At 49.1% G+C, this 21,483-nt stretch carries 24 protein-coding genes and 2 pseudogenes; 4 read left to right on the forward strand and 22 right to left on the reverse strand.

Annotation, left to right across the window (positions count from 1 at the left end):
- Positions 1–2: 2 nt before the first annotated feature.
- From A4V09_RS14405 to A4V09_RS14425, 5 genes are read right to left on the reverse strand one after another with little or no spacing between them, the layout of a single operon-like run.
- Positions 3–344, reverse strand: a complete 342-nt coding sequence (locus A4V09_RS14405) for a phage head closure protein (RefSeq protein WP_065542968.1) — start codon at positions 342–344, stop codon at positions 3–5.
- Positions 344–598: a head-tail connector protein gene (locus tag A4V09_RS14410; protein WP_065544790.1), complete on the reverse strand. Its 255-nt coding sequence runs from the start codon at positions 596–598 to the stop codon at positions 344–346. Before A4V09_RS14410 ends, A4V09_RS14405 begins: the two co-directional genes overlap by 1 nt.
- A 29-nt stretch (positions 599–627) precedes the next feature.
- On the reverse strand, positions 628–1,845 hold the full coding sequence (locus tag A4V09_RS14415; RefSeq protein ID WP_065542969.1) for a phage major capsid protein: 1,218 nt from the start codon (positions 1,843–1,845) through the stop codon (positions 628–630).
- Positions 1,846–1,861: 16 nt separating this feature from the next.
- Complete coding sequence (locus A4V09_RS14420; protein WP_065542970.1) at positions 1,862–2,680, reverse strand: head maturation protease, ClpP-related; 819 nt, start codon at positions 2,678–2,680, stop codon at positions 1,862–1,864.
- Entirely contained in the window at positions 2,571–3,929 is a 1,359-nt protein-coding gene (locus tag A4V09_RS14425) for a phage portal protein (RefSeq protein WP_065542971.1), read from the reverse strand. The genes A4V09_RS14420 and A4V09_RS14425 overlap by 110 nt, the downstream gene beginning before the upstream one ends.
- 96 nt (positions 3,930–4,025) lie before the next feature.
- On the opposite strand from A4V09_RS14425, the gene A4V09_RS14430 reads away from it, so the two are divergent.
- Entirely contained in the window at positions 4,026–4,604 is a 579-nt protein-coding gene (locus tag A4V09_RS14430) for a helix-turn-helix domain-containing protein (RefSeq protein WP_065541698.1), read from the forward strand.
- Positions 4,508–5,128, forward strand: a pseudogene (locus A4V09_RS26845) (IS3 family transposase); the annotation flags it as partial. The gene A4V09_RS14430 and the pseudogene A4V09_RS26845, both read left to right, overlap by 97 nt.
- Here A4V09_RS26845 and A4V09_RS14440 read toward each other — a convergent pair.
- From A4V09_RS14440 to A4V09_RS14450, 3 genes are read right to left on the reverse strand one after another with little or no spacing between them, the layout of a single operon-like run.
- Positions 5,070–5,966, reverse strand: a complete 897-nt coding sequence (locus A4V09_RS14440; RefSeq protein WP_330396430.1) for a DNA cytosine methyltransferase — start codon at positions 5,964–5,966, stop codon at positions 5,070–5,072. The pseudogene A4V09_RS26845 and the gene A4V09_RS14440 overlap by 59 nt on opposite strands.
- Positions 5,944–7,200 (reverse strand): site-specific DNA-methyltransferase, encoded by a 1,257-nt coding sequence (locus tag A4V09_RS14445; RefSeq protein WP_065542972.1) that lies wholly within the window; start codon positions 7,198–7,200, stop codon positions 5,944–5,946. The genes A4V09_RS14440 and A4V09_RS14445 overlap by 23 nt, the downstream gene beginning before the upstream one ends.
- Positions 7,190–7,621, reverse strand: a complete 432-nt coding sequence (locus A4V09_RS14450; protein WP_065542973.1) for an RNA polymerase subunit sigma-70 — start codon at positions 7,619–7,621, stop codon at positions 7,190–7,192. The genes A4V09_RS14445 and A4V09_RS14450 overlap by 11 nt, the downstream gene beginning before the upstream one ends.
- Before the next feature lie 391 nt (positions 7,622–8,012).
- Here A4V09_RS14450 and A4V09_RS14455 point away from each other — a divergent pair, with 391 nt between their 5' ends.
- On the forward strand, positions 8,013–8,282 hold the full coding sequence (locus A4V09_RS14455; RefSeq protein WP_065542974.1) for a SymE family type I addiction module toxin: 270 nt from the start codon (positions 8,013–8,015) through the stop codon (positions 8,280–8,282).
- A gap of 324 nt (positions 8,283–8,606) precedes the next feature.
- Here the strand turns inward: A4V09_RS14455 and A4V09_RS14460 are convergent, their stop codons facing one another.
- From A4V09_RS14460 to A4V09_RS14515, 14 genes and pseudogenes are all read right to left on the reverse strand, one after another.
- Complete coding sequence (locus tag A4V09_RS14460; protein WP_065544791.1) at positions 8,607–8,960, reverse strand: HNH endonuclease; 354 nt, start codon at positions 8,958–8,960, stop codon at positions 8,607–8,609.
- Positions 8,961–9,155: 195 nt separating this feature from the next.
- The gene (locus A4V09_RS14465; protein WP_065542975.1) at positions 9,156–9,641 is read right to left on the reverse strand and encodes a hypothetical protein; all 486 of its coding nucleotides are present in this window, start codon (positions 9,639–9,641) and stop codon (positions 9,156–9,158) included.
- Positions 9,619–10,986 (reverse strand): annotated as a pseudogene (locus A4V09_RS14470) (SNF2-related protein). The gene A4V09_RS14465 and the pseudogene A4V09_RS14470 overlap by 23 nt, the downstream one beginning before the upstream one ends.
- Complete coding sequence (locus A4V09_RS14475) at positions 10,967–11,248, reverse strand: VRR-NUC domain-containing protein (RefSeq protein ID WP_065542976.1); 282 nt, start codon at positions 11,246–11,248, stop codon at positions 10,967–10,969. Before A4V09_RS14475 ends, A4V09_RS14470 begins: the two are co-directional and overlap by 20 nt.
- Positions 11,249–11,481: 233 nt before the next feature.
- Positions 11,482–13,827, reverse strand: coding sequence for a virulence-associated E family protein (locus A4V09_RS14480; RefSeq protein WP_198168544.1), 2,346 nt, complete (start codon positions 13,825–13,827; stop codon positions 11,482–11,484).
- A gap of 13 nt (positions 13,828–13,840) precedes the next feature.
- Positions 13,841–15,781 carry a DNA polymerase gene (locus A4V09_RS14485; protein ID WP_065542977.1) on the reverse strand — a complete coding sequence of 647 codons (1,941 nt, stop codon included), beginning with the start codon at positions 15,779–15,781 and terminating at the stop codon, positions 13,841–13,843.
- A 63-nt stretch (positions 15,782–15,844) separates the two neighbouring features.
- Positions 15,845–16,399 (reverse strand): DUF2815 family protein, encoded by a 555-nt coding sequence (locus tag A4V09_RS14490; protein WP_065542978.1) that lies wholly within the window; start codon positions 16,397–16,399, stop codon positions 15,845–15,847.
- A gap of 1 nt (position 16,400) precedes the next feature.
- Positions 16,401–17,534 (reverse strand): DUF2800 domain-containing protein, encoded by a 1,134-nt coding sequence (locus A4V09_RS14495; RefSeq protein WP_065542979.1) that lies wholly within the window; start codon positions 17,532–17,534, stop codon positions 16,401–16,403.
- Positions 17,534–17,851: a hypothetical protein gene (locus A4V09_RS14500; protein WP_065542980.1), complete on the reverse strand. Its 318-nt coding sequence runs from the start codon at positions 17,849–17,851 to the stop codon at positions 17,534–17,536. The genes A4V09_RS14495 and A4V09_RS14500 overlap by 1 nt, the downstream gene beginning before the upstream one ends.
- Positions 17,852–18,040, reverse strand: a complete 189-nt coding sequence (locus A4V09_RS25470) for a hypothetical protein (protein WP_242963844.1) — start codon at positions 18,038–18,040, stop codon at positions 17,852–17,854.
- Positions 18,041–18,235: a hypothetical protein gene (locus tag A4V09_RS25475; protein ID WP_242963845.1), complete on the reverse strand. Its 195-nt coding sequence runs from the start codon at positions 18,233–18,235 to the stop codon at positions 18,041–18,043.
- Positions 18,232–18,357 (reverse strand): hypothetical protein, encoded by a 126-nt coding sequence (locus A4V09_RS25785; protein ID WP_274537174.1) that lies wholly within the window; start codon positions 18,355–18,357, stop codon positions 18,232–18,234. Before A4V09_RS25785 ends, A4V09_RS25475 begins: the two co-directional genes overlap by 4 nt.
- Positions 18,354–18,800: a hypothetical protein gene (locus A4V09_RS24525; protein WP_065542981.1), complete on the reverse strand. Its 447-nt coding sequence runs from the start codon at positions 18,798–18,800 to the stop codon at positions 18,354–18,356. The genes A4V09_RS25785 and A4V09_RS24525 overlap by 4 nt, the downstream gene beginning before the upstream one ends.
- 201 nt (positions 18,801–19,001) lie before the next feature.
- The gene (locus A4V09_RS14515; RefSeq protein WP_065542982.1) at positions 19,002–19,943 is read right to left on the reverse strand and encodes a COG2958 family protein; all 942 of its coding nucleotides are present in this window, start codon (positions 19,941–19,943) and stop codon (positions 19,002–19,004) included.
- A gap of 423 nt (positions 19,944–20,366) precedes the next feature.
- Between A4V09_RS14515 and A4V09_RS14520 the strand changes: the two genes are divergently transcribed.
- Entirely contained in the window at positions 20,367–21,470 is a 1,104-nt protein-coding gene (locus A4V09_RS14520; protein WP_084043606.1) for a type II restriction enzyme NmeDI-related protein, read from the forward strand.
- Positions 21,471–21,483: the final 13 nt, after the last annotated feature.

Genomic DNA, 21,483 nt, shown 5'->3' on the forward strand with positions numbered 1-21,483 from the left:
CGTCACCGCCTCACTTTCTCGCATTTGAATTTCAATGCCCGTTTTTTATAATTCAGATGGTCTATCTTCAAAATGTCATAAATGCCGCCGTCCCATAAGATGCGGAAACCCGTGGTGTCCACCGCCTTCACCTTCCTGCAGAAACGCACAGTGAAACTGATGTCCGGATGTTCCGTTGTCTGCCCCGCCGCCTCCGATTCCGCAGAGGACTTCCCCTGGGAATCGCTGATCGTAGCGTGGCAGGAATAATAATCCGCCCATGTGTTTCTGCGGTTGCCGATGGCGTCGGACACCACATCATTTTTCTGGAACATGATCCGCACGTTCATTGCCGCCACATCCATCAGAACGCCTCCTTCCGGCTGCCAAAGAGCAGCGCCCGCAGCGTCAGCATCATGGCATGGTGGTCGGCTTCCTCCCTGTGTTCGTAGAGGTAGGCGGCTGCATACAGCACAGCCACCTCTGCATTTTCCACGGCATAGAATTCCTCCGCAGAATCCATCCTTGCCACATCCATGCAGATTTTCTCCGATGCCCTGACCATGCTTTCAATCAGGGCATCATCCTCGTCATAATCCACACGGAGATAGTTTTTCATCTCTTCCAGCGCCACCGAGCCCCCTTTCTTTAGCCTGCGGATGCCGCCTTCTGCACCAGCACCTTCACAGCTTCCGCAAGGATCATCTTCCCGTCCACACGCTGCGAAGCGAGGAATCCCACCTGCCCGGTGGCTGCGAACAGCTCATTCAGACGTTTGAAGGAGCGCCCCTGCCGGTCAGCGATCCAGTAATAGGAGAAATCGCCGAAAGCGATTGTCTTTGCGCCTGCGGCAAGGACCGGCATATAGGCAGAAGTCTTCACCGGCCTGCCAAGGATGGTGTCCGGGGTTCCCGCCGTAAGGGACGGCTGCCACAGGTACTGCCCGTTGCTGTCCTTCAGCTTGCGGATAGCCTTGATGGTAGAATCATTCAGCACCCACACGGACTTCTTGCGGTATGGGGATTTCAGGGAATAATATAAATCCATCAGTTCATCCGCCGTCACAGCCGTGGCAGATGCCGCGGTCACGCCCGTTTCCGCCCCGCCTGTGGCCGCAAGCACGCCTAACGGCTTGCCCTTGCCGTCCCCCGTGAAGAACGCCTCCTCTTCCTTCGCCCCGATGCGGCGGGCAAACTCGCGGGAGATATAGGACTGCAGGTCAAACACGCTGTCGTTTAACAGCTCCTCGGAAACCTTGATCATGGTGCCGAGCTTATACGCCCCGATGGAAACCTGCCCGAAGGAGTCATCGCTCTCCGGGAACGCGTCCTCCTCGTCAATCCACGATGCCGTACCCTTGGAAGCTACAACGGGAATCTTGCGGTCGCCGCTGGAGGTCTTGATGACCTTTGCCATCTGGCGGAAGATGTTCTCCTCCTCCAGCGCCTCCACCAGTGTGCGCTCGTATTCGTCCGGCACCAGGTAGCCGCCCTCGGAATCCGTGCCAATCTGCAGGGCGTTGGTCACATTCGGCATCGGCACCTTGGAGCGCATAGCGTTCCAGAAATTCCTGCGATAATCATCGGAGGCACGCCCCGCCTTATCCTCCCCGTCCGTATCCGCCTTTCCGCCCGGCTTCCCCGTGAGGGGTTTATTCACCGGGCGGTTCAGTTCCGCATCGAGAGCCTCCTGACGCTCCAGCCGCTCAATCTCTTTCCCAAGGTCGGTGATCTCCTGCTCCATCTTCGTGTATGCGGCATCATCCTCCGCGGAAAGGACGCCGTTCTCCTTCCTGTGGGAATCCAAAAACGCCTTTGCCGCCTCCCATGCCTTTGCGCGCTTCTCGCGCAGTTCCAGAATCGTCATAATGAAATCCTCCTTCTCAATGTCTTAATAAAGCAAGCCGCTCCATGAGTGCGTCCACACAGCGGCCGGTCTCTGTTTCCGGGGCAGGGATCTGTGCCTGCTCCTGCATATCCGGTTTCTTTTCTGCCTGCCCGTATTTGGCAGCCATCTTGTTAAAAAGCGTGTTATTGACCGCCTTCCGGGAGAACAGCATGGAATCCTGTGCAGGCGGCTTTTTCCCGCCCATTTCGGATTCTTCTTCCTCAGACTCTTCTTCCGGCGGTCCCTCTGCCTTTGCCCGCGTCATGATCTCATCCGCAAAACCAAGCTCCACCGCCTTATTCGCATCCATCCACGTTTCCGCATCCATCAAATGCGACAGCTTCGGACGGGAAAGCCCCGTCTTTAGCACATAGGCGTTGATGATGGATTCCTTCACCTCGGCGAGCATATCAATGGCCTTCTGCATCTCCGCATGGTCGCCCCAGGCGATGGTGGCGGGATTGTGGATTATAAGCATAGATACCGGGGACACCAGGACGGTATCGCCCGCCATGGCAATGACGGATGCCGCTGACGCAGCGATGCCGTCTATTTTTACAGTCACCTTGCCCTTATAGTTGGAGAGCATATTGTAAATCTGTGCCGCCGCCACGCAGTCACCGCCCGGCGAATTGATCCACACGGTAATGTCACCGCTCCCGGCATTCAGCTCATCCTTGAAAAGCTGCGGGGTCACATCATCGTCAAACCAGCTTTCCTCCGCGATGGTGCCGCTTAATTCCAGTATCCGCTCTGTCACTTCCGGCTCCTGATTTTTCACTTTCCTCCAGTTCCAGAACTTCTTCGTTTTCATCGGATTCCTCCTTCCCTTTTTGGTATGCCGCCCCGGACATCGAAAGCGGCATCATATTTCCATTGATTAAATACAGGTCGCCGCCAAGCTCCTCCGGGATGCGGTCAAGGTTCTCCAGCTCCCGGATGTCATTGGCCGACATCCACCCGTTCTGCCGCCCCACGGCGTACCCGCTCATGCGGCTCTGGTAATCGCCACGGAGCAGGCCGTCCACGTTGAACTTCATAAAATACTGCTTCTTTTCCTCCGGGGTCAGCAGGGCTCTTGCCATGGACTGCTCCCACCGGGACACCCAAGGGTCAAGGGTGTATTTCACGAACTCAAGGCTCTGCTGCTCGATATTGGAGAAACTGCTTTTTTCCAAGTCCCCCACCATATGCGGAGGCACACGGAAAATCCTCGCAATCTCATTGATCTGGAACTTCCGTGTTTCCAAAAACTGCGCCTGTTCCGGCGAGATAGAAATCGGAGTATATTTCATCCCCTCTTCGAGGACGGCCACCTTATTGGCGTTATGGCTGCCTCCAAAAGTAGACTGCCAGCTCTCCCGCACCCTTGACGGGTCTTTCAGCGTCCCCGGATGCTCCAGCACGCCGCTCGGCTGTGCGCCGTTGGCGAAGAACTTCGCCCCGTATTCCTCGCAGGCAATCGCCATGCCGATGGCGTTCTTTGCCATGGCAATGGGGGAATAGCCCACAAGCCCGTCAAAGCCGAGGCCGGGGATGTGCAGCACCTCCGACGGCGGCAGGATGACCGTGCTGCCCTTCACGGTCGGCGCATCATCCATGCTCACCGTGTATTCGTAATAGAGCTGCCCCTTGCCGTCACGCTCCACGCCCATGCGGTCCGGCATCAGCGGGTACAGCGCAATGACCTCCCCTTTGCCGTTGCGGATAATCTGTGCGTAGGCATTGCCCCATATCAACAGGTGGCTCATCAGCGTCTCCCGGAATACGAAGGAAGTCATCTCCGGGTTCGGCTCATCATGGAGCAGACGGTACAGCGGATGGTCATACACCCGCTCCTTTCCCGTTTCCGTATAACGGTACAGATGGACCGGCAGGGATGCCACCGTCTCCGCCAGAATCCGCACGCAGGAATACACCGCCGTGGTCTGCATGGCTGACCGCTCATTCACAGTTTTCCCGCTGGTACTCCTCCCAAAGAAAAAGGAGTATGCTGAACCGCCGTAGTTGTCCTTTGGCTTATCCCTCGCGCCCCGGATGCCTAAAATAGATGGTAATTTCATACACACCTCCTAAAAATAAGCAAAAGAAAAGCACCTCCGATGTACCGACCCCCAAAAGTTAGACCTATAATCTAATGATTGGAGGTCGGTATTTTTATGGCTAAATATAGCTATGAGTTCAAGAAGCAAGTCGTTGATGCTTACTTATGTGGAGAAGGTGGCTACACATTACTTGCTGAAAAGTATGGTATTAAAAACAGACGTCAAGTTTTAAATTGGGTTCATTATTATGAGCAATTCGGTGACGAAGGATTGTTGAAATCCCGTAAAAATGAGAATTACTCTTTCGAGTTTAAACTTCATGTGGTAGAGTTGTATTTATCAAGTGAGTTGTCGTATCAGGAAGTTGCTCTGTCTTCCGGCATCAATAATAATGCGATTGTTTGCAAATGGGTGAATGAGTATCGTGTTGCCGGACCTGATGCGTTAAGACCACGTAAGAAAGGTCGTAAGAAGACATTGGAGACATCAACTGATAAAAACAAAGTACTTCCTGACAATCCTGTATCCGTCGATACAAGTACAGAACACGTAAAAGAACTTGAAGATGAACTTCTCAAGCTAAAAATAGAGAACGCATTTTTAAAAGAACTGAGGAGGCTGCGTTTAGAGGACGAGGCAAAAACGAGAGAATTGCAAGAGTCATCCACAGCCTCCGAGGAGAATTCCGATTAAAAGTTCTGCTCTCGTATTCCGGTATGCCAAAAGCAACCTATATGTATTGGCAAAAAAGATTTGATAGAGTAAATCCGGATAAAGAAATTGAAAATAAAATCATGGAAATCCATGAGAATAACAAGGATTATGGTTATCGACGTATGTATGGAGAACTTCGAAATCAAGGAATGCTGATAAACAAGAAGAAGGTTCAACGCATTATGCAGAAGCTAAATCTTCAAGTCCTATCGTATACTAGAAAAAGCCGTAAATATAGTTCTTATAAAGGGAATGTAGGGACTGTTGCGCCTAATAGAATTCGAAGAAGATTTCACACACATATACCACATCAAAAAATAACGACAGACACCACAGAGTTCAAATACTATGAAGTGGACGCGAAAGGGCACATGACGATGCACAAGCTGTATCTGGATCCGTTCATGGACATGTGTAATGGAGAAATCATAAGTTACGGAATTGCTAAACGACCAACTGCTGCAAATGTGATGAATGCGTTAAATAAAGCGATTGAAATAACTTCTGATTGTCCTTATCGCAGGACTTTTCATTCAGATCGGGGATGGGCATACCAAATGGGGGACCTTCCCCCTTATTGGTAGTAACAGAAGGTGCCAGTCCACGGTCATCATATGCGCTTCCATTCATCCCCCTGCCGCTGGGGTTGACATTTCCGACACAATAAAGTCCGGTATTCGCTCCCATGCCGCCGCCATTTGCTCCAAGTGTCACAGAAACTCCCTCCGGGTCATAAACCCGGTATCCCTGCATCCCACCTATAACTTCTTTAAGAGTTCCTCCGTCTTCTCCTGCGACAAATAAAATTTCTCGCTCACCTCTGCTTCTAAGATTTGCGATAAAGAACACCCTCTCCCGGTTCTGGGGGACTCCGTGGTCTTTGGAGTTAAGCACCTGCCATCTTGCGTCATACCCCGCTTCGTCCATTTCAGACAAAACGGCGGCAAAGTCGAAGCCTCCATTAACTGAAAGCAGGTTTTTAACGTTCTCAACAAGTAGGTATGTGGGTTTATCTCTTTCTTCCTTGCCTTTGACGAGGTCAATGATGCTGTAATAGATTCCACTTCGCTTGCCGGACAGTCCCCGCTGTTTTCCGGCGATGGAGATGTCCTGGCAAGGGAAACCAAATGTCCAGATGTCTGCATATGGAATCTCCCCCGGTCTGAGTTTTGTGATGTCATCCGCTTTCCACTCCCCCTCCGTGTCATACATGGCTTCATAGGAAGCCCTTGCGTATTTGTCATATTCACAATAACCGATGCACTTATGCCCGGTAGCCTCCAGCCCCAGCCGGAACCCACCGATACCTGAACATAAATCAAGGAAGGTCAACTGCTTCATCGGCGGCACCTTCCTTTTTTAACTCTGAATATCTTATTTTCTCTCCACCCCGAATGGCAGACACATCCTCTGCGGAGCCTTTCTGTTCCATATATCTCTGTACAATCACATCCACGAATTTCTCATCCAGTTCCGCCATATAGCAAATCCGGCTGGTCTGCTCACAAGCCATCAGAGTGGAACCGGAACCACCGAATGGGTCCAGCACAATGCAGTTGCTCATACAGGAATTCTGGATGGGGTATGCCACCAGTCCCACTGGCTTCATGGTCGGATGGTCCTTGGACTGCTTTGGACGGTCAAACTCCCAGATGGTGGTCTGCTTCCGGTCCGAATACCAGTTGTGCTTCCCGCCCTTCTTCCAGCCGAACAACACCGGTTCATGCTGCCACTGGTAGGGGCTTCTCCCCAGCACGAGGCTTTGTTTTTTCCAGATACAGCAGCCGGAAAGATAGAATCCAGCATCATGGAACGCTTTGCGGAAGTTCAGCCCTTCTGTGTCTGAATGAAATACATAGATGGAAGCATCCGGCTCCATATTCTGTTCCATATTCACAAAAGCCGCAAAAAGGAACTGATAAAACTTCCCATCTTCCATATGGTCATTCTGGATATTCCCGGCAGTTCCCTCATAATTCACGTTATAAGGTGGGTCTGTCACCACAAGGTTTGCTTTCTGCCCTGCCATCAACACCTCGTATGTCTCCGGCATAGTGGAATCCCCACAGATTACCCGGTGCCTGCCTAACAGCCACACATCTCCCTGTTTTGCCACCGCAGGCTTCTGAAGCTCCGCCTCCACGTCAAAATCATCTTCCGTAATTTTCTTATCGTGCACGGCATTGAATAGCTGCTCAATCTCCGGCGGCTCAAAGCCTGTGAAAGACACATCAAAATCCGAAGCCTGTAAATCCTTAATCAAATCCGCCAGCAGTTCCTTATTCCATTCGCCTGTGATTTTATTCAGGGCGATGTTCAGCGCCTTTTCTTTGTTCTTGTCGATATCAATGACGATACAGTCAATTTCCTCATAGCCCAAATCGGAAAGCACTGTCACCCGCTGGTGACCGCCGATGATGGTCATATCAGAATTGACAATCACTGGCTCCACATAACCAAACTCCTGGATGGAATTCTTGATTTTCTCATATTCCTTATCACCGGGTTTCAGCTTTTTCCTCGGATTATAGGAAGCCGGAACCAAGTCCGCTATCCTGATTTTCTTAAACTCCATCCTCGTCCCTCCAGAACCGGTCTTTGATGTAACAGTTATGGCTGCAATACTTCTGTTCCCGGCTTCCATTGACTTCAAATTCTTTTTTGCAGTAAGCGCACATCTCTATACGGGTGTGTTTTCTCTGTGCCGCCTCCGGGTGCAGCTTCCACCATACTCGCCTGCATTTGTCTGAGCAGAACCTTCTCGCCCTGCCGTTCCCCGACTGACTAATTTCTTTTCCGCAACAGGCACAGGCTTTTCCGCACGCCAGGCGTTCCTGCATATTGAGTGCCATAGCTTTGGCATAGCCATCCATTCCGTTTGCCTTGCAGAAATTCCTTACAATATCACGGGACAGCCCAACCGCCGCCCCTATTGCCCGGTATCCCTGCCCCCGTATCCGCAGTTCCTTTATCTGAGCTGCCTGTGCATCGGTCATCCTTTCACACCTCCAAATATAAAGAAGCCAGAAAGCCACTCCTTTTAAATGGTTTCCCAGCTTCAAAACACGGGATTTCCGGTACTTTTCGGCAAAACCTTTCTTGCCTTATTTTGCGGAAATCCTATGTTTATGTATGGAAATGCTCCGGGTTTCCTATCCCCCCTGCCGATTTATGCGAAAATTCACGTTTGAGGGGGCGGCGGTTTCCAGGGGGCGGGGTTCCAGAGATTCAGACCGCCCCTCCCCTCGGCAGATTTCCCCGAATCCAGTCATAACCTGCACAATCCACGGGACAAATCTTTGTGCAGTTCATGCCTCCGAATTGACTGGATAATTATCCGAATCCGATTTAACATGGCACTACCAAAACCAAAGGAGGCAACTGCTTATGAAATCAAAGAAAATGAAAGTCCTTTACAGCGCACGGGCAAGGCAGGCTCAATATGTCTGGGGCAGGGAAAGTTACTACACTGCCACTCCTAAGATTTCCATGGAGGGAAAATGGCTGGAGGCTCTCGGCTTCCACATCGGGGATGCCATCGAAGTGTCCTATGAGGATAACTGCATCTGCATCACACCCGCACCTCAGCCTGCCATGGTCTGTGAACCACAAACACCGTATGGAGAAGCCCCCGGCAAACGCAAGGGTAAAAAATAATGTTCACATCCAACGAGCATTCTCTCCTGGCCTCGTCCTATTTCAAACTCGTCCGGAAAACGGATGACTTCTACGAAATCCAGTCCCGGTGCACCGGGCATTGCTGGATTATCCAGAAACCATACTCTTATACAAAATATCCTGTCCGCATCTACCACAAACACTCCAAAGGTATACCTTATTACCACAGGCATGGACACGCACACACTGTCCGCTCCGCCATTCGGCAGATTCAAAGCCACGACCAGTTCCAGTTAAATGGCAGGCGGCACGTTACTACCGCCTAGAGGAAAAGCCCTGGGAATCTCCCAAGGCTTCTCTCTGTCAGTATTTGTACTCCTGATAACGGTCCTCCGTCATGGTCTTGCTGTCATGGCAGTTCTTACACAGCGCCTGCCAGTTCTCTTCATCCCAGAACAATCTGTCATCTCCACGGTGCGGCACAATATGATCCACCACAGTTGCCTTCACCAGCCTTCCCTGTTCCCGGCACCGGACACATAGCGGATGTGCTTTCAGGAACCTGCTTCTTGCGATACGCCATCGTCTGTCGTACCCACGCCCGGCAGAAGATGTCCTGTCACTACAATGCAGCAATCCATGCTCTTCACAATAAATCCCGTCTGTCAGCTTCGGGCATCCCGGATGGCGGCAGGGCTTTTTTGGCTTCATCGGCATTTTATCCATCCCCTCTCCTATGTACCGGACAGGGTGAAAGGATGAAGCCCCTGTCCATACAAAGGCAAAAGAAAAAGCCCCATGGATTTTCCACAGAGCTTCTTACAGTTCTTCGCAGTTTAAGGATAACACAGATTCCAATAAACTTTCAATAAACTCTTTGTCTACACTTAGTCTACCATCTGTCTACCGTGCCTAATCCAGCATATAGTTTTCCGTGTTTTGTTCTCTTATACCATAAATCCCTTCCAATTCCTCGATTGCCTTTTTCCTATATTTTCCTATCATAGCATGGCTGACATTGTATTTACTCATCAACTCCTGCCAGCTCATCTGTCCCAGCACCATATCCTTTAATACCTGGGACTGTCTTCCGCTCAGCCTGTTCATTGCATATTCAAAAAACTCCACTTCCTCTTTTACCGATTTGTACCGCTCAATCAGATAGTCAAACCAGTCATCATCCAGCCTTTCTTTTACCTGGCGGTAAATGATGGCTGTCTTTCCTGTCTTATCAGAAATTCCACTGGTCTGCACCTTGTCTCCTTGTGGATGGGAAAAGCACAGACTTTCTATCACGTCATCATATGGCACGCCCTCAAAGCGGCTAAGTTCAAATTCCAGAATCCCCATATCTCTTTTCCATTTATCATAATCCTTAAACAGTTTTTCCACATCCATCCTTCCAACCTCCAATTCTCGCTCTCACCGCATCCACCAGCGCCAACTGCCCGCAGTCCTTTTTCTCCAATGCCTCCATCACCCGCTCATCCAGTGTCTCTTTAGCGATCAGATGATGGATGACCACCGTCTTCTTCTGCCCCTGCCGCCACAGTCTTGCGTTCATTTGCTGATACAGTTCTAAAGACCATGTCAGTCCGAACCAGATGAGGGTGGAGCCTCCAGCCTACAGGTTCAGTCCATGTCCGGCAGAAGCCGGATGAATGACTGCAACAGGGATTTGCCCTGCATTCCACTTCTGGAAATCCTCTACAGTGTCCAGCACCACCGACCCAAGCCTCTCCCGGATTTTTGCCAAGTCATGCTTATACCAATAAGCAACAAGCACGGGCTTCCCATTCGCCGCTTCCACCAAATCTTCCAGGGCATCCAGCTTCCGGTCATGTATGTGTTTTACTGCTCCGATCTCATCATAGACCGCCCCGTTTGCCATCTGCATCAGCTTGTTGGACAGTCCGGCGGCATTTACCGCATCAATATCACCGTCCTCATATGGAACCAGCATGTCTTTCTCAAGCTGATGGTATAGATTCATTTCTTTTTCGCTCATGGCAACCACCACCCGGTTATAAATGCATCCCGGCATTTTCAAATAATCCACCGCTTTCATACTGATGCAGATATCTGAAATCAAACCGTAGATTGCTTCCTCCGCTCCCTCTCTCGGCTTGTAGGAATAAACTATCTCCCTGCTTCGCTTGTCCGGCACAAAGAACCGTTCCCGGTAACCGCCGATAAACCGCCCAAGCCTCTGCCCCATATCCAGAATCCCAATCTCCGCCCACAGGTCAATCAAACCATTGGGAGCAGGTGTTCCCGTCAGCCCCACAATCCGCTTCACGCAGGGCCGTACCTTTTTCAATGCCTTAAACCGCTTCGCCCGGTGTGATTTGAAAGAAGACAGCTCGTCAATCACCACCATATCAAAATCCCACCCGCCATGTGCCACCAGCCACTCTATATTTTCCCGGTTAATGACATATACATTGGCTTTCCGGTTTAATGCCGTTATCCGTTCCCTCTCCGAGCCAAGAACCGCTGACATCACAAGCCCCTGCAGGTGTTCCCACTTCTTCAATTCCCCCGGCCAGGTATCCCTCGCCACCCGGAGCGGGGCTATTACCAGAACCTTCCTGACCTCAAAGTAATCCAGCAGTAGTTCCCATATGGCAGTCAGAGTAATGATGGTCTTTCCCAAACCACAATCTAAAAATAAAGCACTGATATTCTGTTTCACAATAAACTCTTTTGCATACTCCTGATACTTATGTGGAACATATTTCATCCAGTACACCTCCAATCTGTTCCGCCCCATCTATCACATAAACCGAAAAACCCAAAGCTTCCAACTGCCTTCTGCGTTTCTCCTGCAAAGGCCGGAGCTTCTTTCCCGGAGCCTTCAACTCCACAAACGCCATTTTCTTATCCGGCAACAGGACAATTCTGTCCGGCACCCCATCCAATCCGGGAGAAACGAACTTCACTGCCATGCCTCCCATCTTTTTCACAGCCATAGCAAACTGTCTTTCAATTACATTTTCCTTCATTTTCTATTACCTGCTGTTCATAGTAACCTATCTATTTTCAGGACAAGCGGACAGGGCGGACAGTGTTTTCCTATATACGCGCATACACATATTACACAGGCACAATCAGCTTCTTTTCTTATTTTTTAATCCCAATATGGATTTCTTGTCCACTTGTCCAAAACTCCTGCTTTTGCTTATATTTCCTAGCGGACAGCCTATCGGGACATCTCTGCACTTTGTCCCGCTTGTCCTCAACTTTTCCGGTAACACCGCTGCCTGCCATAAAGGGGAAAGGTGTCCCGCTCCGCCTTTTCCCAACCTTCAATCTTCTGCATGATACCGCTAATTTCGTAGGAATCTATCTTTTTCAGAGTGGAAGACTCCCGTCCAAAACACTCACACCAGATTTCCATGTTGCACACTCTGCTGCGTTTCACAGTACCCTCTCTTTGCATCTCACCAAACTCGCTTCCATTTAAAAAATTCCTGCGGTCATAAAGGCTCATGGCATTCCAATTTTCCGGCAGGAGCTTTTCAAGATACGTCCTGACCAGACCTTCCCGGTCATCCGTCTCCATGGCTTCCGCCTGTTCTGAGGCTGCCATTGCCGCCACATCCCCTTCTAAGAACAGTTTTTCACCACCTTTAAAAATTGCCACAGCCTCCGCCCAAATCTGCGTTACTTCTTCCTGTGTAATCTGCCATGGTTTCTTCACGCTCTGCCCGTTCACCCGCACCGGCCAGAATCTCCGGTTTCCTGTTATATCTCTTAAAAATCCGCTCTCCGTATTGGTGCTTCCCACAATCACGCATTGCCTTGGATGGCTCTCCACATTCAGGCCATAGCTGGCACGGTACTTATCATCCACACGGGATAAAAAGGATTTCACCGTCTCCACATCCGTCTTCTTCATTCCTGCCAATTCTCCCAACTCCAGAATCCAATAGCCCTGCAGTTTCTCCGGTCCTGACTTATCCCGCATGTCCGTGAGCGTCAGGCTATCGGAAAACCAGGCTCCCGCCAGCTTTGCAAACAACGTGGACTTCCCAATCCCCTGGGGACCGTTCAGAATCAGCACACTGTCAAACTTCGCCCCCGGCTGGTAAATCCTTGCTACCGCTGCCGCCAGTGTTTTCCGTATGACTGCCCTTGTATACTCAGAATCCTCTGCCCCAAGATAATCCGTGAGCAGCGTATTCACCCGTTTTACCCCATCCCAGACCGGAAGCCCATCCAGATATTCTTTCACCGGATGATATGCCCGCTCCGAAGCCACCGCAAGCAGTGCATCCTTCGTTTTGGACGGGGAATACACGCCATAGCCTTTATTCAGGTACACTTTCAGGGATGCAAAATCAGAATCATTCCACCCCGGCTTGATCTGCTTCCAGGGCAATTCCTTCCCCGCGTCAATGCCGTCCCGGTGGAGATTGAACGCAATGGATTGTAAACGTTCATCATACCTTATGGCTGTCACCAGATTATCCAGCGTATCCTTTACCCTCCCCTGACGGTCCAGTTCCAGAGCAGACTGCCATTCTTCCTGTGAAAACTCTGCCTGTGCTGATTCCTCCCGTTCCCTCATCAACTGGCGTTTCACCTTCTCATCACTTACTACAAATTCACTCATTGCCTTAAAAGAAGACAGCTTTGCAGGGTCTGTATCCTTGGATGAGTGGCTGTCCAGTTCCCCGAATTTATGAATGCGCACCATGTCAAAAGCATTCATCAGCTTCCCGCAGGCCGGGTCTGTGGCATGATGAGAATAGGCAAACTTCCCCTCATAGACCACCACACCCGCCTGGGAATCCGCCGGGATATAATCAAATCTTCCCGGCATGGCACTTGGCTGGTACACCTCCGGCAGAAAAGCGGCAACCGCCTCTTCAATGCCATAGGTCCGGCAGAACGCCCCAATCACCCCATCCTTTTCCAGCGGGTCCGCCTGTTTCTTCATCTCCCTCTGCACCACTGCCTGCTGGCGGCTGCTCACCGGCCACTCCGAAGAATCCTTCCAATCCTTATATCTTGCCAGCACCTGATCCGGGTTCAGGATTTCCCCCTCAATGTCCCGGAACACAAACTCCCCGTCTGCAGAAGTTGACGGCCAGTACATCAGCCTGGACGGTTCATAGGTGGTATCGTCAAACAGCTCCATGCCGATATCTTCTGCCACCTTCCTCGCCACTGCAACATATTCATCTGGCGTGACTGTTCTAGACAACGGGATAATCAGCCGGAGCCTTGGACTCTCCGGCGTGTGCTTATGGGTGGAATAGATAAGGCAACGGAAATCAAAAAACAGTTCTATCTGCTCCGGGATATCCACTGTGGCATAATCCATATCCAATGTGAGGGCAGACCGGAACACCACGCAGTCCTTCTTCCTCCTGCCGCCTTTCAGCTTCCCCAGCACAAAGCCACCCACATCCTTGATGTTATCCTGTTTTGTTTTTGATAGCTTCCGGTACTGCCCCACCGTCTCCGAAGTACGGATGGTGGTGGAGATACGCCCTATAAATTCCTCAAGTTCCATCTCCCTGCCGTTCCACTGCTTCTCCATCCGTGAGTTCCCTGTTGAAATAAACAGCTTCATGTTCCTCTGCCTCCTATTCCTTTTTATAAAAAGCGCACTCATAGCCGTCTGCCCGGAGCGGCAGCCCATCCGCCCACTCTGGTTGTACGGTCATGACCGCACACATCTCCTCCACGGAACCATACCCCTCCGGCATCTCCGCTATAATCTCGTCATGGCAGTGCATGACAATGGAATAGCCTTTTTCCTCCACCCGGAGCATGGCTTCCGCCAGCAAATCCCTTGCCGTCCCCTGCACGATGTTCTCCACCAACTTCGGACCGTAAGTCTCTATCCGGCTCCATTTCTTGTTCTCCGTAATTCCCTCATAGGTCAGCCCGTTCCTGCCAAACTTATTCAATGCCATCCTGGGCTTCACATAGGACAGTTTCCTACCTGATGGCAGCTCCACAAACAGAATCCCGCTTTTATATTCAAAGGTGATTCTCCCTACCCTTGTTTTCTTTTTCTCTGTTACTGCTTTTACTGCCGCCGCATCCACATCCCACCAGAACTGTGTGATATGTGGATTGGCACTTCTCCAGGTGGATACCAGCGGAGCCAGTTCCTCTTCTGCCAGCCCCATATCCAAAGCACCCATGGAAGTCAGCGCACCTACAGAACCTCCGTATCCCAAAGCCAGTTCTGAAATTTTTCCCTTCTGCCGGAGCGGCGAGCCTTTCGTCACTTCTTCAATTGGCACTTGGAACATGGCAGATGCCGAAGCCTCATAGATTTTCCCATGGGAAGCAAACACATCCAACCTCCACTTCTCACCTGGCAGCCATGCCAACACCCTTGCTTCAATGGCAGAAAAATCTGCCACAACAAATCGGTATCCCGGTTTTGGGATAAAAGCGGTACGGATAAGCTCCGACAGCACATTCGGCGTGGAATCATAAAGCAGTTCCACATCCTCAAACCTCCCCTGCTTTACAAGGCTCCTGGCAAGTTCCAAATCCGGGATATGGTTCTGTGGCAGATTCTGCACCTGCACCAGCCTCCCGGCCCACCGGCCTGTCCTGTTGGCTCCATAAAACTGCAATAAGCCATGCACCCGCCCGTCTGAACAGACAGACCGCTCCATAGCCTCATACTTCTTCACAGAAGTCTTTGCCATGAGAAGCCGAAGCCTTAAAAGCTCCTGCACCTCCCCGTCTGATTCTTCAATCAGCCCGGCCACTGCTTTTTTTGACATGCTTTCCATCTCCACGCCGTTCTCCTCCAGCCATGACTTTATCTGCACCACCGAATTGGGATTTTCCAGCCCGGTCAGTTCATATGCCCGTTTCGTCACGATATCCTTATAAAGCAGGTCGCAGGATACCGCCTGCTGTACCAGTTCCCTGTCCACCAAAACACCCCTGTCATTGATTTTCTGGTCCAGACAGTACAGTTCCATCTCACCTTCAGAAATCGGAAAATGCTGCAGTTTTCTCCGTATTCCCTTCTCCACATCCACGTCCCGGATGCAGTAGTTCTTAAATATTTCCCACTTCTCTGGCGCATGGCAGGGCAGGTTCCGTGTTCTCCCACCATTGGCTTTTGTGGGCTTGCACGGTACACAAAAATACCGGATTAGCTCCTTCCCCTCTTTCATCTTCTGCTGTTCCAATCCAAGCACCACCCCAACGTCCTCCAAGGAACGGGGCAATGCCAGCATGGCCGCCTGTACCGCGCTGCAATGCCAGTTCTCTGGAGATAGCTGTCTTCCAAAGTGCTTAGAAAGACAAATCCGCTCAAAATTTGCATTAAATGCCGTCTTTACCACACCTTCATCAAATACAGCCTCTGTCACCTCTTCTGGCAGTTCCTCTCCCTGCGCCAGATCTATCACCTGCGTTTTCCCTCCATCAAAGGAATAGGCAAACAGCAGGACCTCAAAAGCAGGGCCGTCCGCATAAGCGTAAACCCCGCATTTAATCAAATCCACATCGCTGTATGTCTCAATGTCTATTTCTAAAATCCTTCCCATGACAGAACTCCTTTCCTCCGCATTTTGAATAACGGGCAGCGGTCACCCGCCGCCCTGTTCTCATTATCCAAGAAAATCTTCCTCATCTGCTATTGCATCAAAATCCTCATCCGCATTGCTCCTGCCACCCAGGGATTCCCCATCACGCAGTTTCTGGATATTCCCCAGCCCCGCCGCAATCCCACGGTTTCCGTTATTGTTAAACCCATAAAAATTCATACTAATCCTGCCATAACACCCGGAATACACTTCTGACTGCTCAAGAATGGGCTGCACGTTCTTATCCACCACCTGTGGGGCCTGCCTACTATTGGCATTTAAGAAATAACTGTCCGCATAGGCTTCATCCTCCGGGCGGTCAATGTCCCCGTCACGGAGCGGCAGTTTCAGATTGGCCGGAACCTTTCCGCCCCATTTGGAATCGGAATCCTTCTTCGCCTGCTCAATCGCCCTCTTAATCTTCTCCACAGTCTCCGCATCCGATTTTGGGATGATGGCTGACACCGAATACTTCGGGTCTCCCCCGTTCACTGCATTTGGCTCCCAGCAATGCAGGTAAGAAAACCTGCAGGGTACAATCACTTTTGTTACATTTACATTCGCATTCTCATTTCCCATCTTATTCTGCCTCCTTAAAATCCGCCTCTGCGGTTGCCGTTTCTACTGCCTGCCTCTTATCCGATTCCGTCACCAGGGTAATCTTGCCCTGTGGCTTGTACACCAGCTTCCCAAGTACCTCCGCAAACTTCTTCTTGCCCATCAGCTTCTCCATCTCCGTGATGCCCACCAGCGTACTTTTATAAATATCCGTGTACCCGGCAGCCTTTACCGCCTCCGCCACTTCCTCCTCATCCGTATACTTACGGTTGCTCCGGCCTTCCACCAGCTTGAAGCCTGCCCACTGCTTCCCATGGGTGATTGCCTCATCCATGGCAAAGGCATACACATCTGCCGCCCACTTGGCAAGGTCATCCGCAACTTTCAAAACTTCCGCAATCTCCTTATCCGACAGTAGCGCCGGAGGCCGAAACTCCATCTGTGCCAACTTCAGGTACTCCTCCGCCCTTGCCCTGCAGGTATTCTTCGCCTTGCAGAAACGGCACCAGGAGCCGCACCGGAATTCTCCCTCACCATTAATGGCAAGCGCAGCCTTCGGCTTCAATTCCTTCTCCACCCAGCCCATCAGTTCAGAAACAGAAATCTCCCAGGTGCTGATGCTCTCCAGTCTCGGCTGGTAAATGGTCATCCGCACCGTATCAATATCATAAATGGCATCAAACAGTTCCAAGGCTCCCAGCCCGTACAGCATCATCTGCGGGTTCCGCTCCGCCTCCACTGCCACGCCTTTTCCATATTTCAGGTCAATGACTGTTAAAACCCCGTCCGCAACAATCACCAAATCTCCGGTTCCAAACGCTTCCGGTACATAGGTTGAATAATCCAGATGCTGCTCGATTAGCACCACCGGGTCTTTGCAGTTCTGCTTCGCCAGTTCAATTTGCTCCATGGCATAAGCCACATACCCATCCGTGCATTCTTCCATCTCGTCACACTGATAATCCGATACCGGGCGTTTGGAACGCCGTTTCAGCATCCGCTTCAGCTTATGCTCCGCCAAAGCATGGGCGGCAGTTCCTTCCTCCGCATACACGCTTCCCGTATCTTCTGTGAACTGCTCCTCCAGCCTTGCGGACGGCGTACAGTTCAGCCACCGCTTAGATGAAGAAGCAGACAACAGCGCATGTCTCCCCATCACAGCACCTTCGCTTCCGCAAGCAGCGCCGGATAATCCTTTTCCTCCACGGCAGACAGCTTTTCCACCCCATATTTTCCCAGCAGCCCCTTGATTTCCTTAGACTTCCCCTGTTGTGACTTCTCCGCCAGCACCGCGCGGATATCCTCCACAGCCACCTTCTGTTCCTTTTTTTTCTTATCTGCTATTCCCGTCTCTGTTTTGCTCTCCTGTTTCGTCTCCGCCTTTGCTTCTTCCACAGCCTGTTCTGCCAGCTCCCGCAGGCTCTCCGCAACCAAAGCAAACCCGTCCGCCATCTTCAACAATTCACTTCCCATCTAAAACTCCTCCATTTCTTCCAGCTTCTCAATCAGTTCCTCGGAGAACATGGTACAGCGCAATAAATCCTCCCCAATCTCCCTTGCGTCAAAATACTTTGCCCTGCCGCCGTACTCCCGGCAGGCTTCTTCCATTCGTTTCTTTTTTTCCGCATCTGTCTCATTCCCAAACACCCATATTTCATCCATCTATTTTGCCAGACGGGAAATTAAAAGATGCTCCACCGCCCCGCCAAGCTCATCCGGGAACATTCCGTGGAAGTTCAGATAGGCACTGACCGGGATAACACCCTTATGCGCCGCATAACGGCAATACTCCTGCGCCCTCGCCCAGTCATTCTCCTCATTTCCTGTCAACTTTGTCACAACCATCGCCAGTTTCATACCCCACTGTCTCCTTCCGCATCTTCCTTAAACCAGATGTGGATGCCATGCTCCACAGCAAACCGTATTTCCTGTTCCATGCCCTCGGTAGCCTCCCCGAACACCCAAATTCCATTCCTCATAAGACTCCATCCTGTATCCCTGTGCCTCCATAGCCTCCCGATTCCTCTGTTCCTTCTTTTTCTGCTGCCACCATGGCCGATAAAACCTCTGGTATTCCTCCTCCGTAACCTCCATCTGGATTTCTTCCCTGCCATATTTGATAGTGATCTTTCTTTTTTGCATTCAGCATTCCTCTCTTTACCTTGCGGTAAAGCCAGAAAAACTGACTGCCATCTTTCAAAGCGCAAAAAAAGACCGCAGGAATCCATTGGTCGGATTTCCTACGGTCTGAAATTTTATGACTATCACATGGGGCATGCCCCGGTGGATGTTTTATTCGCTTTTTAAAAGTGCTTCCTATTACATAGCACATATATTCTATATTTATCATAATTGTCTTTTGGGTAACTGCCATCTCATAAAAAATATTTATTTTGAATAAACACCTTTGATTTTCAGGCATTGTCTCTCTCCTTTCCGGCAGTACCGCACATATTCATAGAATGCCTATGGTTTTCTATGGCTCGTTGCATGAGCCTATTTACCATAAACTTCCATGTATATGAAGTATTCCCTTCCAGGTAAAACTTATATTAATTTGTCTGTGGTCAAAGTAATAAAAAAGAAACAATCCAAATAATCTGACTGTTTCTTTTCCTTCCTGTTATTCAATAATTCCTTTTTCTCTTAACTCCCTGCTGGCGGTCTCCTCGTCTTCATAAACCCTGTCATATCTGCTTTTTATTTTCCCGACCTTGATATCTTCCATCAAATCATTGAGAAAACTTTTAAAATTCCGGTTATCATCCACCAGCCGGTTTATCGTATCCCAGTCAAGGGAATCCTTCTCCTTCGCTGAAAAGAGTATCTCACTCTGCATAAAGTGTTCAGCGTCCACCCGGATTACCCCAATGCCAAAGGCATTATTCAGCCTCCGCAACTCATCCATCAGTTCCGGTTCCTCCGATATATGTAGCGCAGCCAGGTATCCCTCATGCGCCCAGCTTGAATTTGATACTGCCTGGAAATAGCATTCCCGCAGGTTGGACAAACTCAGACTAATCTTCATCTCAAAGGAATACAGTTTATATGGATTGACCTTCAGCACATCGAACAGCTTCAGTGTATTATCCGTATAAGAATCAAACGGAAAATGAACCCCTACGATATCGGGATGCAGCCATCTGTTCTTACCGCTTTTCTCCCTCTTGGAAACTTCGTGATAAATGGTTTTTGTCATGCATTTAAAATGCTCATCTGCACAGACAAAGCTGGACAGAAGAATATGTAAATCCCGTTCATGAAACCTGCCCGTCTCCCTGCTGCTATCCGTTTCCTGAATTTCTTCTAGGTCTGATGTGAAATCTTTTCCTTTCAGATAAAATTTCGCTGGTCTTTTACTTATCTGTGTAAATATCGACTCCTGATTATTTTTTAGATCAACGTAAATCCTGGCCGATAACGTGCGGACAGGTGTCTTTCCGGATGAACCCAGCTTCCCGTCAAGCCCCCGTTTACATCCCGCCGCCCACATCTCCTCCACGGATAATGGCCTGTTCGAAGCCTCTAATACCTCTTTTGCAAAATCAATAAAACCAAACGCCATACCTGTTTCTCCTTTGTCTTTTTGTATGAATGAATATACCGGGGAACCCCAGAACGATGTGATTTAAGAACCGTGATGTCAGATAGAAATAGTGTAAATGATGGACAAGTATTTTTCAAGTATTATCTCGTTAATTTCGGAGAATTTCTATTTGTTCACCTACTCTTCTCTTTAATCCACATTTCCAAAACAAATTTTAAATACTGTCTCAGCAAGATATTAGGACACTTCTTTTATTATTTTTGTTTAATATCTAGGTTTTTCTATTTTAAAAAACCCAGTTTTATTCCATTTTTTTATTTATATATGATATATTTTATAAAATTTTAATAATTTTTAAGGGTTTTTATTGTATACAAAACCTTTGTAATATGTTATTCTATATTCATCAAAAACTTGTCCAACACATAAAGGAGAAAAAATATGAGCGTTATTACAAACAATGGATTTACAGTTGCAGAAATGATCAATCTATTAAGTGCCCTTCCCAAAGGAGCAGAATATCCGTATATAAATAATTCAACACATACGGTTGTCACAATTGAAGAGATTATATCCCACTATGGTCCCATAACCATTAAGCGTTGGGATCCCACAAAAGGCGAAACAAAAAAAGTAGCAGAACCTTTGTCAATTTCAATGGCAATGATGAATCGTGTCGCAAATGCAATAACGAGCGGAACCCCAATTAATATCGACAGGCTGTTAGGTGCATCGTATAATACGAGATCTGCCTTAGAAACGCTTTTATGTCATACTCCGCCATTTTACTACTGCTATCCCGGAAGAATCGAATTGATTCACGGAAAAACAAAAATCAAGTCCGGGCATAAGCATGTTATTTATTTACCAGAAGAACCTCATGAAATGGGATTACTGTGTGAAAAAAAATTAGAACATCTTGAAATTAATGAAATACCTTCCAAAAATGTCGTTTACAACGCTTTAGAGTTACCTGCTCACACTCCGCGATTGGGTAAAGTAGATACAAATGAAGACCGAATCCATTCTCAAATGCAAATGGCTATATATGAAATCGGGTGCAGTTTTTCCTTGAAAACCTATATAGCTCAAAATGATTCCAGTATACGTTATAAAGGAAAAATGTTAACTGAACACGATAACATCGTAACAAGTCTAAGCGAGATACCTACTATTGGGGCTTTTGATGGTGCAGCTAATGCCGGAAAACTTATTGATGCAATTTGGTTAGGAAACAAAAGTATTCCTGCTGTCTTTGAAGTTGAGCAATCCACCGGAGTAACGTCAGGACTGACCCGCATGTCAAATTTCAAGAAAACTCTTCCTGAATACCGTGGTATGAGATATATTATCGTTGCACCTGATGAATATCGTGATAAAGTAACCCGTGAAATCAACAAGCCAGAATTTGCCCATCTTCACGCGTACTACTTTCCATATTCCGCAGTCAGTGAACTTCTTGGACTTTGTCAGGAACGTAAGCTCAAAGGGATTACCGAAGCTTTTATTGAAACTTTTCTGGATGATGTTTATACAAACCGTTAAAAATAAGCCTGTA

The sequence above is a fragment of the Blautia pseudococcoides genome, from assembly GCF_001689125.2.
GTDB lineage: Bacteria > Bacillota > Clostridia > Lachnospirales > Lachnospiraceae > Blautia > Blautia pseudococcoides.

What these genes read in the sequence shown, in the direction of transcription:
- A4V09_RS14465 (WP_065542975.1), bottom strand. Translation starts at nt 9,641, where the DNA reads ATGGATGTGGAAAAACTGTTTAAGGATTATGATAAATGGAAAAGAGAT.
- A4V09_RS14415 (WP_065542969.1), bottom strand. Translation starts at nt 1,845, where the DNA reads ATGACGATTCTGGAACTGCGCGAGAAGCGCGCAAAGGCATGGGAGGCG.
- A4V09_RS14515 (WP_065542982.1), bottom strand. Translation starts at nt 19,943, where the DNA reads ATGGCGTTTGGTTTTATTGATTTTGCAAAAGAGGTATTAGAGGCTTCG.
- A4V09_RS14425 (WP_065542971.1), bottom strand. Translation starts at nt 3,929, where the DNA reads ATGAAATTACCATCTATTTTAGGCATCCGGGGCGCGAGGGATAAGCCA.
- A4V09_RS14405 (WP_065542968.1), bottom strand. Translation starts at nt 344, where the DNA reads ATGGATGTGGCGGCAATGAACGTGCGGATCATGTTCCAGAAAAATGAT.
- A4V09_RS24525 (WP_065542981.1), bottom strand. Translation starts at nt 18,800, where the DNA reads ATGCCTGAAAATCAAAGGTGTTTATTCAAAATAAATATTTTTTATGAG.
- A4V09_RS14460 (WP_065544791.1), bottom strand. Translation starts at nt 8,960, where the DNA reads ATGCCGATGAAGCCAAAAAAGCCCTGCCGCCATCCGGGATGCCCGAAG.
- A4V09_RS14520 (WP_084043606.1), top strand. Translation starts at nt 20,367, where the DNA reads ATGAGCGTTATTACAAACAATGGATTTACAGTTGCAGAAATGATCAAT.
- A4V09_RS25470 (WP_242963844.1), bottom strand. Translation starts at nt 18,040, where the DNA reads ATGGATGAAATATGGGTGTTTGGGAATGAGACAGATGCGGAAAAAAAG.
- A4V09_RS14410 (WP_065544790.1), bottom strand. Translation starts at nt 598, where the DNA reads ATGAAAAACTATCTCCGTGTGGATTATGACGAGGATGATGCCCTGATT.
- A4V09_RS14445 (WP_065542972.1), bottom strand. Translation starts at nt 7,200, where the DNA reads ATGGAGTTTAAGAAAATCAGGATAGCGGACTTGGTTCCGGCTTCCTAT.
- A4V09_RS14495 (WP_065542979.1), bottom strand. Translation starts at nt 17,534, where the DNA reads ATGGGGAGACATGCGCTGTTGTCTGCTTCTTCATCTAAGCGGTGGCTG.
- A4V09_RS14500 (WP_065542980.1), bottom strand. Translation starts at nt 17,851, where the DNA reads ATGGGAAGTGAATTGTTGAAGATGGCGGACGGGTTTGCTTTGGTTGCG.
- A4V09_RS14420 (WP_065542970.1), bottom strand. Translation starts at nt 2,680, where the DNA reads ATGAAAACGAAGAAGTTCTGGAACTGGAGGAAAGTGAAAAATCAGGAG.
- A4V09_RS14490 (WP_065542978.1), bottom strand. Translation starts at nt 16,399, where the DNA reads ATGGGAAATGAGAATGCGAATGTAAATGTAACAAAAGTGATTGTACCC.
- A4V09_RS14430 (WP_065541698.1), top strand. Translation starts at nt 4,026, where the DNA reads ATGGCTAAATATAGCTATGAGTTCAAGAAGCAAGTCGTTGATGCTTAC.
- A4V09_RS14475 (WP_065542976.1), bottom strand. Translation starts at nt 11,248, where the DNA reads ATGAAGGAAAATGTAATTGAAAGACAGTTTGCTATGGCTGTGAAAAAG.
- A4V09_RS14480 (WP_198168544.1), bottom strand. Translation starts at nt 13,827, where the DNA reads ATGAAGCTGTTTATTTCAACAGGGAACTCACGGATGGAGAAGCAGTGG.
- A4V09_RS14450 (WP_065542973.1), bottom strand. Translation starts at nt 7,621, where the DNA reads ATGACCGATGCACAGGCAGCTCAGATAAAGGAACTGCGGATACGGGGG.
- A4V09_RS25475 (WP_242963845.1), bottom strand. Translation starts at nt 18,235, where the DNA reads ATGAAACTGGCGATGGTTGTGACAAAGTTGACAGGAAATGAGGAGAAT.
- A4V09_RS14485 (WP_065542977.1), bottom strand. Translation starts at nt 15,781, where the DNA reads ATGGGAAGGATTTTAGAAATAGACATTGAGACATACAGCGATGTGGAT.
- A4V09_RS14440 (WP_330396430.1), bottom strand. Translation starts at nt 5,966, where the DNA reads ATGAAGCAGTTGACCTTCCTTGATTTATGTTCAGGTATCGGTGGGTTC.
- A4V09_RS25785 (WP_274537174.1), bottom strand. Translation starts at nt 18,357, where the DNA reads ATGAGGAATGGAATTTGGGTGTTCGGGGAGGCTACCGAGGGCATGGAA.
- A4V09_RS14455 (WP_065542974.1), top strand. Translation starts at nt 8,013, where the DNA reads ATGAAATCAAAGAAAATGAAAGTCCTTTACAGCGCACGGGCAAGGCAG.